The organism is Bacteroides gallinarum DSM 18171 = JCM 13658, from assembly GCF_000374365.1.
GTDB lineage: Bacteria > Bacteroidota > Bacteroidia > Bacteroidales > Bacteroidaceae > Bacteroides > Bacteroides gallinarum.
Genome location: NZ_KB894139.1, coordinates 22,464 through 39,711 on the forward strand (window position 1 = coordinate 22,464; position 17,248 = coordinate 39,711).

Annotated in this window: 12 protein-coding genes and 1 pseudogene; 10 read left to right on the plus strand and 3 right to left on the minus strand. The window is 49.2% G+C overall.

What is annotated here, in order from left to right; translation table 11 throughout:
- The first annotated feature begins 20 nt into the window (after positions 1-20).
- The 4 genes and pseudogenes from C233_RS22740 (at position 21) to C233_RS0113990 (ending at position 5,302) form a co-directional block, all read left to right on the plus strand.
- Positions 21-391 (plus strand): annotated as a pseudogene (locus C233_RS22740) (GxxExxY protein).
- Between the two features lie 41 nt (positions 392-432).
- Positions 433-2,046 carry an NAD(P)/FAD-dependent oxidoreductase gene (locus tag C233_RS0113980; RefSeq protein WP_018668197.1) on the plus strand — a complete coding sequence of 538 codons (1,614 nt, stop codon included), beginning with the start codon at positions 433-435 and terminating at the stop codon, positions 2,044-2,046.
- A gap of 67 nt (positions 2,047-2,113) precedes the next feature.
- Positions 2,114-2,731: a response regulator transcription factor gene (locus C233_RS0113985; RefSeq protein ID WP_018668198.1), complete on the plus strand. Its 618-nt coding sequence runs from the start codon at positions 2,114-2,116 to the stop codon at positions 2,729-2,731.
- Between the two features lie 96 nt (positions 2,732-2,827).
- The gene (locus C233_RS0113990) at positions 2,828-5,302 is read left to right on the plus strand and encodes a TonB-dependent receptor (RefSeq protein ID WP_018668199.1); all 2,475 of its coding nucleotides are present in this window, start codon (positions 2,828-2,830) and stop codon (positions 5,300-5,302) included.
- 243 nt (positions 5,303-5,545) lie between these two features.
- On the opposite strand, the gene C233_RS0113995 is transcribed toward C233_RS0113990, so the two are convergent.
- From C233_RS0113995 to metA, 3 genes are read right to left on the minus strand one after another with little or no spacing between them, the layout of a single operon-like run.
- Positions 5,546-6,622, minus strand: a complete 1,077-nt coding sequence (locus C233_RS0113995) for a hypothetical protein (protein ID WP_018668200.1) — start codon at positions 6,620-6,622, stop codon at positions 5,546-5,548.
- Between the two features lie 35 nt (positions 6,623-6,657).
- Positions 6,658-8,544: a peptidase U32 family protein gene (locus C233_RS0114000; protein WP_018668201.1), complete on the minus strand. Its 1,887-nt coding sequence runs from the start codon at positions 8,542-8,544 to the stop codon at positions 6,658-6,660.
- A gap of 43 nt (positions 8,545-8,587) precedes the next feature.
- Positions 8,588-9,505 (minus strand): homoserine O-acetyltransferase MetA, encoded by a 918-nt coding sequence (gene metA / locus C233_RS0114005; protein WP_018668202.1) that lies wholly within the window; start codon positions 9,503-9,505, stop codon positions 8,588-8,590.
- A gap of 395 nt (positions 9,506-9,900) precedes the next feature.
- Between metA and C233_RS0114010 the strand changes: the two genes are divergently transcribed.
- From C233_RS0114010 to C233_RS0114035, 6 genes are all read left to right on the plus strand, one after another.
- Complete coding sequence (locus tag C233_RS0114010; protein WP_018668203.1) at positions 9,901-10,719, plus strand: KilA-N domain-containing protein; 819 nt, start codon at positions 9,901-9,903, stop codon at positions 10,717-10,719.
- Positions 10,720-11,161: 442 nt separating this feature from the next.
- Positions 11,162-13,075 (plus strand): fimbrillin family protein, encoded by a 1,914-nt coding sequence (locus C233_RS0114015; protein WP_025068888.1) that lies wholly within the window; start codon positions 11,162-11,164, stop codon positions 13,073-13,075.
- A 92-nt stretch (positions 13,076-13,167) separates the two neighbouring features.
- Positions 13,168-14,121, plus strand: a complete 954-nt coding sequence (gene metF / locus C233_RS0114020) for a methylenetetrahydrofolate reductase [NAD(P)H] (protein ID WP_018668205.1) — start codon at positions 13,168-13,170, stop codon at positions 14,119-14,121.
- A 79-nt stretch (positions 14,122-14,200) separates the two neighbouring features.
- Positions 14,201-15,325, plus strand: a complete 1,125-nt coding sequence (locus tag C233_RS0114025) for a DNA polymerase III subunit (RefSeq protein ID WP_018668206.1) — start codon at positions 14,201-14,203, stop codon at positions 15,323-15,325.
- 57 nt (positions 15,326-15,382) lie between these two features.
- Positions 15,383-16,726, plus strand: coding sequence for a regulatory iron-sulfur-containing complex subunit RicT (locus C233_RS0114030; RefSeq protein WP_025068887.1), 1,344 nt, complete (start codon positions 15,383-15,385; stop codon positions 16,724-16,726).
- Positions 16,704-17,189, plus strand: a complete 486-nt coding sequence (locus C233_RS0114035) for a gliding motility lipoprotein GldH (protein ID WP_018668208.1) — start codon at positions 16,704-16,706, stop codon at positions 17,187-17,189. The genes C233_RS0114030 and C233_RS0114035 overlap by 23 nt, the downstream gene beginning before the upstream one ends.
- Positions 17,190-17,248: the final 59 nt, after the last annotated feature.

Genomic DNA, 17,248 nt, shown 5'->3' on the forward strand with positions numbered 1-17,248 from the left:
GTTCTTATTAATGAACAATAATGGAGATAAACGAACTAACAGGAATAACACTGAAACAGGCTTATGAGGTGCATACGGTATTAAGTCCCGGATTATTGGAAAGTACTTACGAAGAGTGCTTATGCCATGAGCTTATACGTTGCGGTTTTATGGTCGAAAGACAAAAGGCATTGCCTATCGTATATAAAGACATAAAATCGAATGCAGGTTACCGGTTGGATATAGTAGTCAACAACTCGGTTATCATCGGGTTGAAACCGGTAGAAGCTCTCAATCCGATACATACCTCCCGGCTCTTGACATACTTGAAGCTTTCTAAATACATTACGGCTTACTGATAAACTTCAATGTCAGAAACCTAAAAGAAGGAATTAAACGATATATTATGTAAAACTCTGTGGGGCTCTGTGCCCTCTGTGGTGAAAAAGACATATGATACAAGAATACCAACTCCGCCTGCTGCCTGAAACTGCAGCCGACGAACAACGCTTAAAAGAATATCTCATACAAGAGAAAGGTTTGAATGCACGGGACATTACCGGGATACGAATCCTGAAACGCAGCATCGACGCACGCCAGCGTACGGTTATCGTAAACCTGACCGTACGCACCTACCTCAACGAAATGCCGAAAGAGGACGAATACCGGAAAACCCTATATAATAATGTGTCGGGCAAACCGCAAGTTATCGTCGTAGGAGCCGGTCCGGGCGGGCTGTTCGCCGCTCTGCGCCTGATAGAACTCGGTCTGCGCCCGGTAATAGTGGAACGCGGAAAGAATGTACGCGACCGTAAAAAAGACCTTGCCCTGATAGGACGGGAACAAACCGTAGACCCGGAATCCAACTACAGCTTCGGGGAGGGCGGCGCCGGAGCCTATTCGGACGGCAAGCTCTATACCCGCAGCAAAAAGCGGGGAAATGTAGATAAGATACTGAACGTATTCTGCCAACACGGTGCTTCGCCCTCCATACTCGTCGATGCTCACCCCCACATCGGGACGGACAAGCTGCCGCGGGTCATCGAGAACATGCGAAACACCATTATAAGTTGTGGTGGCGAAGTTCATTTCGAGACACGCATGGACGCCCTGATTATCGAAGGCGATGAAGTGAAAGGCATCGAAACCCACACAGGGCAAACGTTCCTCGGTCCCGTCATACTCGCCACCGGGCATTCGGCGCGCGACGTGTACCGCTGGCTGGCAGCCAACCGGGTGGAGATAGAAGCCAAAGGTATCGCCGTAGGGGTACGTCTGGAACATCCCGCCACCCTGATAGACCAGATACAATACCACAACCGCAACGGGCGCGGCCGATACCTACCCGCCGCCGAGTACAGTTTCGTAACCCAAGTGGACGGCAGGGGTGTATATAGCTTCTGCATGTGTCCGGGCGGCTTCATCGTTCCGGCAGCCAGCGGTCGCCGGCAGATAGTGGTCAACGGCATGAGCCCCAGCAACCGCGGTTCCCGCTGGAGCAATTCGGGAATGGTAGTGGAGCTCCGCCCGGAGGACTTACCGGACAAAGAGCTGAAGATAGATAACGAAGAAATAGCCGCACTCGCCGCACCGGACGGCTGCCTGACATCCAGCCCCCAGCTAAGCATGATGTACTTTCAGGAAGCCCTGGAGTACCTTTGTTGGCAACAAGGCAACAGGAAACAGACGGCGCCCGCACAGCGCATGGCGGACTTTACCAGGAAAAAGCTCAGCTACGACCTGCCCGACAGCTCCTATGCGCCCGGGCTGGTATCGTCTCCCCTGCATTTCTGGATGCCGCCATTCATCGCAAACCGGCTGAGCAAGGGCTTCCAGCAGTTCGGTAAATACAGCCGCGGCTTCCTCACCAACGAGGCCGTCATGATTGGAGTAGAAACCCGCACATCGTCCCCGGTACGCATTATCAGGGACAAAGACACCTTGCAACACATCCGCCTGAAGGGGCTATTCCCCTGCGGAGAGGGCGCCGGATATGCAGGCGGAATCGTATCGGCGGGAATCGACGGGGAAAGATGCGCAGAAGCCGTAGGCCGGCTGTTGCTATAACAATTCCTCTTATTATAAGGAAGATACAAAAATAAACCGTACTTTTGCAGATAAACCCGATATTCGCATGACAGCTCCCGAAATAGCAATCGTCGCTCCCAACACACTCACATCCCTGGGACTGCAGCACCTTCTGGAAGAGATTATCCCGACGGCTACTATCCGCGTGTTCCGTTCCTTCGCCGAGCTGATGGACGACACGCCCGATATGTATGCCCATTACTTCATCGCTTCCCAGATATACTTCGAGCATACCGCATTCTTCCTTCCCCGCAAGCCCAAGACTATCGTACTGGCAGGCGGCGACAACCAGCCCCAGCTATCGGGGGTGCCGACGCTGAACATCTACCAGGACGAAAAGAGCCTGATAAAAGACATCCTCCAACTGCACCGGTACGGGCATCGCCACGGACACCCCGGCGGCAGGCAGCCGGAGGACGGCCATGCCGCCGCACACCTGCATGCAACTGCCGGCGACCACGACCTTTCCGCCCGCGAGATAGAAGTGCTGGTACTCATCACCAAAGGGCTCATCAACAAGGAGATTGCCGACAAGCTGAACATCAGCCTGACCACCGTCATCACCCACCGAAAGAATATCGTAGAGAAGTTGGGCATCAAGTCCGTATCCGGGCTGACAATCTATGCCGTGATGCACGGATACGTAGATGCAGACAGGATATGAACAAGCGGTTTACCGCTTTCCTGCCATAATCCTCATAAATTAGGATTGTACGGACTGGAGATTTCGCGTTACTTTGCAGACGAAACAAAACCAGTTATGAAACGACCCGAAATCCTTATCCTGACGCTGATGCTTCTCGTATCCGGCAATGCGCTTGCAGACGACGTGGATACCCTGAAAGTAGTAGACGTAGAAGAAATCCTCGTTATCGCAGCCCCCAAGGAGAACCGCAAACTGCGCGAACAACCCGCAGCCGTTACCCTGCTTTCCCAGCAGGAGATGCAGGCAGCACAGGTAAACTCTATCAAGAACCTTACAGGCATCGTTCCCAATATGTTCATCCCCGACTACGGCTCGCGGCTGACCTCCGCCGTTTACATCCGCGGCATCGGCTCGCGCATCAACACGCCTTCCGTGGGGCTGTATGTGGACAATATCCCCTACATCGACAAGTCTGCTTTCGACTTCGACTATTCCGACATCGAACGCATCGACGTATTGCGCGGCCCGCAAGGAACGCTGTATGGGCGCAATGCCATGGGCGGTCTGATTAAGATTCACACCAAATCCCCCTTCTCCTACCAGGGCACGGACTTCCGCATAGGGGCAGGCACGCACAATGCCTACCATACCTCGCTCACGCATTACCACCGCATGTCCGAGCGTTTCGCTTTCTCCGCCGGCGGCTTTTATGACTACGAAGGCGGCTTCTTCCGCAACGCGGCACTGGACAACAGGAAAATAGACAAAAGCCGGTCTGCCGGTGGGCGCATCCGCAGTATCTACCTGCCCTCGGAAAATTGGAAAGTGGACTTGAACGTGAGCTACGAATACAGCGACCAGGGCGGCTATCCGTACTATTATACCGGCAGTACAGACCCCGCCGGGCAAAGCGAGGAGATGAAACCCTACATCGGCACTATCTCCAACAACCAGGAGAGTGGCTACCTCCGCAACCTGATGAACGCAGGGCTGAACCTCGAATACCAGGCGCAGCGCTTTACACTGAGCGCCGTAACGGGTTACCAGTTCCTGAAAGACCGTATGTTCATCGACCAGGATTTTACGGCAGAAGATATCTATACGCTGGAACAAAAGCAACACATCCATACCCTGAGCGAAGAAATCGTGATGAAAAGCAAAGCTACCGGCCGCTGGCAATGGACTACGGGCATCTCCGGCTTCTACCAATGGCTGAAAACCGATGCCCCGGTAACGTTCAGGGAGGACGGCATGAGCATGCTGGAGCAGATGCTGGGCAGTGTCATCCCGTCCAGGATAGAAGTGGCTATGGCGCCCGGTATGGGGCTCGGCATATTGCCGTCCCTGCAACTCGGCGGCAATCGCCTGCTCATTAACGGCAATTTCGATACGCCGCTCCTCAACGGAGCACTGTTCCACCAGTCCACCTTCAGGGAGTTGTTCGGCGTAGCGGGATTGTCTTTCACCGCCGGGTTACGCCTGGACTACGAGAAAATGAAGATGAATTACGACTCGGGCACTGCCATGGACTATGCAGTAGGCATCCGGGGAGAAATAACACGGGGCGGGCAGGTTATCAAGGAAATACCCATGATGCCCGAAACGGCGCTCACCGTACAGTCGCGCTACCAGGGTTTTATCGACAAGGACTACCTGCAACTGTTGCCGAAGTTCGCCCTTCAATACGACCTCAAGAACAACTTGGGCAACGTCTACGCAACCGTAAGCAAGGGTTACCGTTCGGGCGGATACAACATCCAGATGTTCTCCGACCTCTTGCAGTCCAGCCTGAAAAACGACATGATGCGGCAAACGAAAGAGGAAGTGTTGAAAGCCGTAGAAAGCTCCCCCGGCGCCTCTTATAAAGATTTTATCAGCGAGAAGTTCCCCGATGCCGGCGACAACCCGGATGCACGCTCCGCCACCGAGTACAAACCGGAACAGACCTGGAATTATGAAGCCGGAGCCCACCTGAGTCTTTTCAACGGCCGGCTGCACGCCGATGCCGCATTCTTCTGGCTGGAAACACGCGACCAGCAAATCTCGCGCTTCGCGGGAGCGAGCGGCTTAGGACGCGAAACGGTCAATGCAGGCAAGAGCCGCAGCCTGGGAGCGGAACTCGCCCTGACCGCCGCCGTCACCACCGACTTCACACTGAATGCCAGCTACGGCTATACCTACGCCACCTTCAGGGATTACGCCACCAACGCCCGTGTAAACGGACAACTGCAAGAGACGAGCTACAACGGCAATTACGTGCCCTTCGTCCCCAAGCACACACTGACCGCGGGCGGGCAATACACCTTCCGCATCGCTCCGGGATATTGGCTGGAGCGTATCCGGGTGGATGCACGCTATACCGGTGCAGGCCGTATTTACTGGACGGAAGAAAATACTGTCAGCCAATCGTTTTATGGTACACTGAACGGGCGCATCAGCTTCCAGAAAGGTAACGGACAAATAGATTTCTGGGTACGTAATGCGCTGGACAAAGATTATGCCGCCTTTTACTTCGAAAGTATGGGCAACGGGTTCATGCAGAAAGGACGTCCCATTCAAGCAGGGATAGAGCTGCGGTGCAGATTTTAGCAGGCGGGAACAACCGTTTTCAGCAAGCCTGCAAACCAATCCGGTAAACTGCTTAACGCAAACAGATTACGTGTACCGAAGGAATGCCAGGCTTCGGTACACGAAATACCGGCCGTTGGTACGGGAAGTACCACACTTTGGTATATGGAGTACCAACCCTCGGTATATGGAGTACCCGCTTTTGGAACATAGGATACCCGCCCTCGGAACGGGATATGCCAACCGCTAATAGCAATGAAATACTTATTCGTTGATTGCTCCGCAATGCGGGCAAACTCCTTTCGCTCCTATTTTCTGGCCGCAATTACCGCAACGATAGCGGGATGCCGCCAACGACGAGCACAGTTTCTTGAAGAACACCCACACAAATACGGCAATAAACAGGTAGCCGATATATATATGGGTAGTCAATATAAAGAAGAAATAGCAGAAGATACAGCAAGAAGCCAGTCCCAACAGATAGAACACTGCCGCCGCCGGACTTAGCAGGCGGAACAAATCGTCGAGTACCGCCAGCAGAACAATGACAAACAGCCAAAGGCTCATAAGGAAAACAGAAAGCACGAACGGCACTTTAAACGGCGAAAGCGTAGGGTTGAAATAAAAATGCTGCCACGTTTCCGGTACAAATACCTGCATGGACTCGTACACGGTGGCGCTAAACGCCAGCAACAGGCATAACAACAGCGGATACACACTGTCTATATCGTTGAAACAGACCATTTGCAACTGTTTGCGCCGGAACGCACGAAACAGCCATGCCGCCACGAACAAGGCAAAGATAACGATGAAATAAGAGGCATGCGTATCGCTGAACAGGTAAATGGCCTGCGAGATACTGTCCGTAGGCACAAAAGCCCGCATCATATCTTTTTCCCGAAGCCAGCCCTGCACTTCCTGGGAATGGGCGAGCTTTACCCATACGCTATCCACACTATCTGCGGGGTGAATGGCAAACTCGGCAACCACCACCCTATCTCCTTTGTACAGCGTATTATAGCAATCCTTTACAGGCAGGCAGGCTATCGTAACGGAATCATCCTGTACTTCCAGGTTCGTATTCCACGTATAATGGCGCTCGTACAGATAGGCCAGCGAGTCGCGGGTCTTTGCACTCAGCTTTTCATTTTCCAAGTCAGGGCGAGGATAATGGCAAGACGCAAGGACGAGGATAAGAAACAAGGCGTAAAGTATGAAGCGGGGGCAAAGGCAAAACCGGGAGTAAGGACGGAAACAAGGGCGAGAGTGAGAGCGACAAAACACTCCCTGTGCAATGACCTCACGCTTGCGGTTGCCCATATTCGGTTCTTCCTTTTTCATATCTCACATTTCTGCTTATAATTAAGTAAATGAGTTTATACTTTAGGCTTTATACCGCATACTTCCCTCTTTTCTTCGCTCACTTTCATCTGGCAGTTTTTACAGTCGAAGGTAAGGCGGAAACGTTTGCCGTCCGTTCCTACCAGGTAATAAGGTTCCCGATACGGGGAATGCCCTTTCTGATGCGTAGGACACCACCCCATGCTGTAACGCAGGCAATGCTTGCAGAACATAAGTACGGCTTCCGGCACTGCCTGTTTTTCGTAAGCCGGTTCTATGGAAGCCACTCCATGTTCCGAGTAAAAACTGCGGGCAGCCGTATTCATCACATTGCCTAAGTAGGTAAGGGAGGTGACCGGGAAACGGTGGCGGGTGGGTTTCCACACATGCAGCTCACGACGGTAAGTAATACGGCGGGCAGCAACCAGCTTGTCTATCGCTTGGCGTCGCCAATCGGCTATCGCCGAGGCGGGTATGAACCAGTTCTGAGACAGCTTGATTGCAATGGCGGGAGCTGCTTCCGGAGAACTGTTCATTACCTCGAAAGGAGTATTCCCTAACTTACCAAGCTGGGTGCGCAGGTTTTCCTGTTGCGGAGTACGCGCAAGCTCTTTTGAATAGGGAAAGGATAGGGTGATGCGATTGTCGTCCTCGTCGGCAGCAGTCAGGGCAAAGCCCGAAGGGGTATCCGCCAATTCCCATTGAATGCCGATTTTGCGTTCGGCGGACTTACGGGCAAGGACACGCTCGAACTCCTGGTCGAAATTACGGTAAAGACGGGTACGGAGTTTGATGCGGGGAATATCGCCTGCCGGGTAGAGTTTGTTGCCGTCCGCACGGTTGATGCGGAAGCCTTGCAAACGCCCCTGCTCATCGAGAAAACAAACGCCGTCTCCGTTATGGAAGGGTTTCACTCCAGCTACGGTAAGGTAGTTGCCGCGTTGCTCTTTCATCGTTCCCATTTCTTCGCCCAGTGATTTCGGCGTATCGAAGGAGGCTATTTCCCGGTCGCGCCCCTGCAGGAAGTAACGGGTGAAGCCGCGGCTGAAACTCTTGTCCAACCGGGGTTCGAAATCAAAACGACAAGTGCCCGAGGAGGCGCGTACATACTCCTTGCGACGGGCAAAGACAGCATCCAGTTTCTTACGGTAGGCTGCGGTAACATTCTTCACGTAAGAAACGTCTTTCAACCGTCCTTCTATCTTCAGGGAAGAAGCGCCGGCATCCAACAGGGCTTCCAGCACTTCGCTCCGGTTCAGGTCTTTCAAAGAAAGCAGGTGCTTGTCGCGAACGATTGTCTTTCCGTCGGCATCTACCAAACTGAACGGCAGACGGCAGAACTGGGCGCACTCTCCCCGGTTGGCGCTCCTGCCAAAGCATGCCTGGCTGACGTAGCACTGTCCGCTGTAGCTTACGCAGAGCGCCCCGTGTACGAATACTTCCAGAGTCGTTTCCGGACAAGTTTCGTGTATATTGCGTATCTCCTGCAAGGAGAGCTCGCGTGCCAGCACCACCTGGCGAAAACCGGCATCCGCCAGGAAACGGACTTTCTCCGGCGTACGGTTATCCATTTGCGTGCTGCTGTGCAGGGGGATAGGCGGCAGGTTCAGGCGGGTAATGCCCATATCCTGCACTATCAGCGCATCCGCACCGATACGGTACAAATCCCAAATCATCTTTTCCGTATCGGGCAGCTCCTCTTCTTTCAGGATTGTATTTACCGTGACATAGATGCGTACATTGTACAAATGGGCGTATTCCACCAGTTTTGCAATATCTTCCAGGGAGTTTACAGCCGCCGCACGCGCACCGAATCTCGGTGCACCTATATACACCGCATCCGCACCGTGATTGACGGCTTCAATGCCGCATTCCAGGTTTCTGGCAGGAGCCAACAGTTCTATTTTCCGTTGCTTTATCATATTTCACCGCAGAGGGACGAAGCCCACAGAGTTTTCGGGTTTATTACTTAATCTCCTCGATATTGAACGGGGTTTCCTGGTATACGAAGTAGTTCAGCCAGTTGGAGAACAACAGGTTGGCATGTGCCCGCCAGCGTACCAGCACGCCTTTGTCCGGGTCGTCGTCCACATAGTAATTACGGGGCATCCGGATAGGCAGCCCTTTGCTTAAGTCGCGGCGGTACTCCGTATCCAGCGTCAGCGGCGAGTACTCGGAATGGCCGGTTACGAAAAATTCGCGTCCGTTGCGTGCCATGACCATGTACACGCCTGCATCTTCCGACTCCGAAAGCAGTGTCAGTTCGGGAACTTTCAGAATGTCTTCCTTCCGTACTTCCGTATGGCGGCTATGGGGTACATAGAACACATCGTCGAAACCGCGGAAGATTGGATACAAAGGCTGCAACGTACGGTGCTCGAATATTCCGAACATCTTCGCATCCAACGAGTACTTGGGTATGCCGTAGTGGTGGTAGAGCCCGGCTTGTGCCGCCCAGCAGATATAAAGTGTGGAGGTGACGTGCGTACGTGCCCAATCGAAGATACCTGTTATCTCATCCCAATAGGTAACTTCCTCGAAGTCCATTTGCTCCACAGGTGCGCCGGTGATAATCATGCCGTCGTACTTCTCGTCGCGCATCTTGTCGAAGTCCGTATAAAAGGTTTTCATGTGCTCTATCGGAGTATTCTTGGAGGTATGGCTCTTGATTTTCATAAACGAAATCTCCACCTGCAACGGAGTATTGGACAGCAGGCGTATCAAATCGGTTTCCGTAGTAATCTTCAACGGCATCAGGTTCAATATGACAATCCGCAACGGACGGATGTCCTGCTGAGTGGCACGCGAATTATCGATAACGAATATGTTTTCCTCTTTCAGCAGCTCTATCGCGGGAAGTTTATCGGGTAAATTTAAAGGCATAAACTCTTTTCTATGGTTTAACTAATTACTGTCTACGATTTTAGCGTGTAAAGTTAGGTAAAAAATCAAAGTGCAATAAATAAATTACAGAAGTTTTTGCTGAATTAGGGCAGCTGACACGAAATGATTCGATATAATTTCAATAAGTTCCTATCATTTTCTTCTTCCAAAACTTTCATTTACCGGATAGATAGTTGATTGAATTTAATATCGTATCCGTATGAATGCGGCAGCCTATCTTAGATTTTCACCGATTTGATATAACCGATTGAAGAGTAAATAATATCCTTTGCCGGAATTTCTGTATTCCGTCATTTTACAAATAGTTCATTGAAAAGGAGATAATCTTGTGGATTGTGCTACCTTTGTGACTGAAACTTAAAGCATCAATTATAATGGCGAAAATTACCGTTCAAAACACACAGATTACCATTCTCAATTTTGAAGAACAAGATTATATATCTCTCACCGACATGGCTTCTGCCAAAGAAGGAGACAGCAGGGCGGCAGATGTAATTAAGAACTGGATAAGAAGTCGTTATACGATTGAATTTCTTGGCACATGGGAAGTCATCCATAATCCTAACTTTAAAGTGGTCGAATTCGACCACTTTAGAAAGAGTGCAGGACTACCATCTTTTGTACTAAGTGCTTCCGAATGGATAGAACGTACTAATGCTATCGGTATCATCGTAAAAAAAGGTCGTTACGGCGGAACGTACGCCCATAAGGATATTGCGTTTGAATTCGGTTCTGCAATCAGTGTACCCTTCAAGCTCTACCTTATCGAGGAATTTCAACGATTAAAGACTGAAGAACAGCGGCAACTCGGTTGGTCGGCAAAACGCGAACTGTCGAAAATCAACTATCGCATACATACTGATGCCATAAAACAAAACCTTATTCCAACGGAAGTCACCTCGGTACAGGCAGGGATTATTTATGCCAATGAAGCCGATGTGCTGAATGTAGCCATGTTCGGTATGACGGCAAGGCAATGGCGGGAAGCAAACCCTGAACTAAAAGGTAATATTCGTGATTATGCCACTATCAACGAACTTATCTGCCTGTCGAACATGGAAAACCTGAATGCGGTGTTTATCGGACAGGGTATGACACAAAGAGAACGTCTCGTTAAGCTAAACCAAATAGCCATTCATCAAATGAGCATATTGGAAAGTGGCGATAATGCCGACCGTAAATTGTTGAAATAAAGAATTATAAAATAAGATTACGATTACACGGATAATTTTCGTGATATAGTTTATCCTGTTCACTGCTTTCTTTTACATAAAATAAGACCTTAAATGTACTTTGTATAGTCCACTCCTTCTTGAGGTTCCAAAATTTCAACTAATTCGCTACATATTGCCCAAATTTATAATTCCTCGTATGTGGTTATTTTAATTTGAGCGATTGTTTATGCGGTTATTCCAAAGATTTAGTATACTTTTACACTCTTGTTTTATAGATATATAATAAGGAGAAGAAAAGATGCCAAATTATCAAGCGCGATAACTAAATAATAGGAATCTGAAAGCGTTAGTAACTTTCTCATAACATTTGTGGTTCTGCCCAATCTAATATATCAATATGTAAACTTTTAAGTACGAACCAAAGACGAAGATGTTTTCGTCTTATAAAAATACTATAAACATGAATATAATGAGAAACGCTTTCAAGAAAGTAAATAATGTACTATGGCTGATTATGGCCTTATTGATAACATCTTGCATCAACAAGGTAAGCGATGAAATCAAGGAGAGCAACATCCCAATCTCCTTTTCCGTTAAAACGGGTAAAACTGCTACCAAAGCAACCAAAAATACCTTTGACACCGGAGACAGGACCGGAATCTTTGCCATGCTGACGGGGAATTCTTTGGACAAACAACGATATATCGATAACCTGCTTTTAGAATGCGGTGAAGGCAGTACGCTGATACCCAAGAAAGAGGTTTACTATCCGGAGGGCGACGCCACACTGGACTTTATAAGCTACTATCCATATCAGGCTGAAAGTGCATCCAAAGGAAGTTCCTTACTGGACGTTGTTGTGCAAGCCGACCAAAGCAAAGCTACCGGCTACAGCCTCTCCAACTTTATGACCGCCCGTATAGAAAATGTACCTAATAGCGAAAAAACCGTAAAGTTAGAGTATAAGCACCAGTTTGCGAAAATAAAGTTAGTACTTATGCCCAAAGAGGGCGAAGATGCGGATGATATGCTCAAAGCCAACCCCAGAATCATAGCTACCGGCTTCAAGACGCAAGTAGCATACGACCTGCAATCAGACAAGTTATCCGCTATTGACGATGCGAGTGAAAAGGATATTGTTCCTTTCGGCACATGGAAGAAAAAAGGTAACACTTTGTCCGGCAAGGAGTTTATCGTTATTCCACAAACACATTCCGACAGCGGACAAGCTTTTACCTTAGAATGGAACGGTAAAATCTACACCTGTTCTCTCCCCTCGGCAGTTATCAAGGAAGATACGGAATTGGAAATCTGTATCAATGCGTTGCAAAGTACAAGCGAAACCCTGACCGGAGTCATTGCCAGCATCAAGGAATGGGGATTTAACGAACAAGGAGAAAGTGAAAACAAATATGACATCACTGCCATCCACACAGCCTCATTGTCATTTAGAACATCTGACATCTACAGAATATATTATCGGGGAAGGCCCGTAGCAGAAGTCTGTCGAGAGTATCTTTACGCTACTTCCACCGATGCTGTTGATTCTAAAGCAATTGTAGCCTATCCCGTACAAGACAATGAGCAGACAGACTTAATGAACGGTATTGTTTTACAACTACCGGATAAGACTGCCATGATACACGGCGGCAAAGTGAGCTGGAATGAATCGGAGAACTTGTTGACCTACATCGCCGGACACTCCCAGCCCATCGAAAAGTTCTATATAGACGCAAACAAAAAGATAGTCACGGAGAAACCTACCGAAACAACGTTAGCTATCAATGTCAGCAGTCATGTTATCAGGGACATACGAAATGGAACGTTACAAACCTATCCTATCGTGAAAATAGGTACGCAATACTGGATGAAAGAAGATTTACAGGTAACCCATTATAACGACAGCAGAAGTATGCCTCTCATACAAACTCTTGGAGGAGGCGAAGGCTACTTCAAACGGGACGATTGTGACGCCTATTTTTACAATGGCGAAGTTGTCCTTACTGGGAGATTAGCTCCATTGGACTGGAAATTACCGACAGAAAATGATTGGAACAGACTGAAAGAATACATAGGGGAGAATGCTTCCGTACTTAAAAAGGCAGGTGCATGGAGCCCGGATGTTAATTCCGCAACCAATGAAACCGGATTCAGTATTCAGCCCAAGGGGCTGCTTCTGGAAAGAGGGAACAAAACAACCTTGATAAATGCAAATTCATCTACCGCCTACTGGGTACACGACGGTACACAAAAGCAATTGGATAAGGTCGTAATGTTTACGAACAGTAATAACGACATAGCTTTAAAGAATGCCGTCAAACCGGAAGGAAAAGATTATTATAACGCATTTTCCATTCGCTGCATAAAAGAATAGCCCGCCGGAAAAAGGCATTTCTCATTTCTTTTTCGTATTTTTGTTCCCAATGTGCAGGATTTTGCCAGTTAGACAAAGACAACGAAGAAGAAATGAGAGTAATCGACCTGATAAACAGTAACGAAAAAACAGCTTTTTCTTTCGAAATACTGCCTCCTCTGAAAGGTACGGGCATCGAAAAGCTGTACGAAACGATAGACACATTACGGGAGTTCGACCCCAAATACATCAATATTACCACACACCGCAGCGAGTACGTGTACAAAGACCTCGGCAACGGACTGTTCCAGCGTAACCGGCTCCGCCGCCGTCCGGGAACCGTATCCGTCGCTGCCGCTATCCAGAACAAATACAATATAACGGTTGTGCCGCATATTCTTTGCAGCGGTTTCACCCGGGAGGATACCGAATACGTATTGCTCGACCTGCAGTTCCTGAATATTACGGACCTTTTGGTGTTACGCGGGGATAAGGCGAAGCATGAGTCTGCATTTACTCCCGAAGGCAACGGTTATCATCATGCTATCGAGCTGCAAGAACAAATAAACCGGTTCAACAAGGGTATCTTCGTAGACGGCTCCGAGATGAAGGTTACCAATACTCCTTTTTCATACGGGGTAGCCTGCTATCCCGAGAAACATGAAGAGGCTCCCAACATCGATACGGACATTTATTGGCTGAAAAAGAAAATGGAGAACGGGGCAGAATATGCCGTTACCCAATTGTTCTACGATAACCGGAAATATTTCGATTTTGTAGAACGCGCCCGCAAGGCAGGGGTTACCATTCCTATTATACCGGGTATCAAGCCTTTCAAGAAGTTGTCGCAACTCAGCATGATACCTAAGACTTTCAAAGTGGATTTGCCCGAAGAGCTGACGAAAGAAATCCTGAAATGCAAGAACGATGCCGAAGCGCAACAGGTGGGTGTCGAATGGTGCGTACAGCAGTGCAGGGAATTAATGGAACACCGTATTCCCAGCATCCATTTTTACTCCATAGGTGCGGTAGACAGTATCAAGGAGGTAGCCAGGCAGGTTTATTGAAATGGGTAACCGGCACTGATAACCGCCAATCATTCGAATAGCAGATAATAAATTTTAATCGACAAATAGTTAAGATACCGTGTTTTTTAAAGATGTAATCGGCCAGGAAACAGCCAAACAGCGATTGATACAAGAAGTGCAGGCGGGACGCATTCCTCATGCACAACTGTTCTGCGGTCCGGCAGGGGTGGGCAAGCTCCCGCTGGCAATGGCTTATGCCCGTTACATCTGTTGCCCGAACCGTACGGAAACCGATGCCTGCGGCGTCTGTCCTTCGTGTGTGAAATGGAACAAACTGGTACACCCGGACGTACACTTCGTATTTCCTATCGTGAAAAGTGCCAAAGGGAAAAAAGAAGTCTGCGACGACTATATAGCCGATTGGAGGCATCTCGTATTGAGTAACCCTTATTTTTCATTGAACCACTGGCTGAATGAAATGGGAGCCGAGAACGGGCAGGCGATTATCTACGCAAAGGAAAGTGATGAAATAACCCGTAAGCTCAGTTTGAAATCCAGTGAAGGCGGATATAAGATAACCATTGTATGGCTACCGGAGAAACTGCACGAAGTTTGTGCCAACAAGTTGTTAAAGCTGCTGGAGGAACCGCCTGAGAAAACCATTTTCCTGCTGGTTTCGGAGGCTCCCGAAATGATACTGACTACTATCCTCAGCCGTACGCAGCGTTTCAACATTCGTAAAATAGAGGAAGCGGACATAGCGGACGCCCTGCAACAAAAATATGGCGTACAACCGGCGGACAGCCGGACCATTGCGCATCTGGCAAACGGAAACTTCATCAAAGCATTGGAGGCTATCCACCTGAATGAAGAGAACGAACTCTTTTTTAATCTGTTCGTAAGCCTGATGCGTCTCTCCTACCAGCGGAAGATACGGGAAATGAAACAATGGAGCGAACAACTGGCAGCTATGGGCCGGGAACGGCAGAAAAATTTCCTCGAGTACTGCCAACGCATGATACGGGAGAACTTCATTTACAACCTGTACCGGAAGGAAATGAACTACATGACCCTTCCCGAGCAGAACTTCGCTACCCGGTTCGCCCCGTTCGTCAACGAACGGAATGTCGTAGGCATCATGGATGAGCTCAGCGAGGCGCAGGTGCACATCGAGCAGAACGTGAACGCCCGTATGGTGTTCTTTGATTTTTCACTGAAAATGATTGTTTTGTTGAAACAATAAAAAGGCTTTCCAGCCAGAATAAATAAAATAGTAAATCGTCAAATAATAAATAGAATGATGGAATTTAAACTACATAACGGAAGCGGTAATCTCTGTTGCAAAAGTTGCGGCAGGCAGGACAAGCAACTGAACACCTACGACTGGCTTGCCGACATTCCCGGCAATACGGAAGAATCGGATATGGTGGAGGTTCAGTTCAAGAATACCCGTAAGGGGTATTTCCGCAACAGCAACAAGATTCCTTTGGAAAAGGGAGATATAGTAGCCGTAGAAGCTACTCCCGGACATGACATAGGCGTGGTGACCCTTACCGGACGCCTTGTCCCGCTGCAAATGCGCAAGGCCAATATCAAGTCGGAAGCAGATATCAAACGTATCTACCGCAAGGCCAAGCAGGTAGATATGGATAAGTACAACGAGGCGAAAGCCCGTGAACACAGCACGATGATTCGTGCCCGCCAAATAGCCCTCGACCTCAACCTCAACATGAAAATCGGGGACGTGGAATATCAGGGAGACGGCAATAAGGCTATCTTTTACTACATTGCCGACGAGCGCGTAGACTTCCGGCAGTTGATTAAGGTACTTGCCGAAGCTTTCCATGTGCGTATCGAGATGAAACAAATCGGCGCCCGCCAGGAAGCAGGCCGCATTGGCGGTATCGGGCCCTGCGGCCGTGAACTATGCTGTGCCACCTGGATGACGTCTTTCGTTTCCGTATCGACCAGTGCCGCCCGTTTTCAGGATATCTCCCTGAATCCGCAAAAACTTGCCGGGCAATGTGCCAAACTGAAGTGTTGCCTCAACTACGAGGTAGACTGTTACGTGGAAGCGCAAAAGCGCCTGCCTTCCAAAGAAATAGAGCTGGAAACCCAGGACGGGGTTTTCTATTTCTTCAAAGCCGATATCCTCAACAACCAGATAACTTACTCCACGGACAAAAATATCCCTGCCAACCTAATTACAATCAGCGGCAAGCGGGCTTTTGAAATTATCGGTATGAACAAAAAGGGTATCAAGCCGGAAAACCTATTGGAAGAGACGCACCGTTCCGAGCCCAAGAAACCGGTAGACTTGCTGGAACAAGAAAGCCTGACCCGTTTCGACCGCAACCGCAAGAGTAAAAACGGTGGAGACGGAAACAGCGGAAACGGGAATGCCGTTACTAACGGCAGCCGGAACAGGAAGAAAAAAAAGAATGCCGGCAACCGCCCGCAAGGCGAAGGACAACCGGCAGCCAAGCAACAGCAGGAACCACCCAGGCAACAAGGAGACGGCAAACGGCAGCAAGGAGATGAAAAACGCCCGCAACGGAACAACAACCGCAAACGTCCTCATAATAACAAGCCTAAAAACCAGGGAGACAAACCCGCTCAAAATGACAAACCGGCTCAAGAATAAGAGAACATACCTGAAATATATTTTTCTGCTGTTTATCGCAGGCGCATCGGGCGCTTGCGATAAACAGACGGTATATCATGCGTTCCGGTCTATTCCGCAGGAGGGCTGGAAACGGCAGGATACATTGTTTTTCAACGTCATAGTACCCGACTCGCAGACTTACTACAAACTGACGCTGGAGGTTCGCAACCGCAATACTTATCCTTACCAGAATATCGGCTTATCCGTTTGTTGCAACGGTCCGGAAGCTACAAGATTACCGGTAGATACGCTGGAAGCGGTCTTGGCAGACAAGGAGGGAATCTGGAAAGGAGACGGCTGGGGCGGTCTATACCAATCGGCATTTCCTGCCGGAAACATAAGAATAGAGAAACCCGGCAACTACCTCTTTAAAGTAGCCTATACATTGCCCGACGACATCCTGCCGGGCATCAACGATGTAGGAATCAAGTTACAGCGGTAATTGCCACACAATTCCCCCTACGGATTAAGCGGATTTGCACAGATAACGCGGTCATCCGC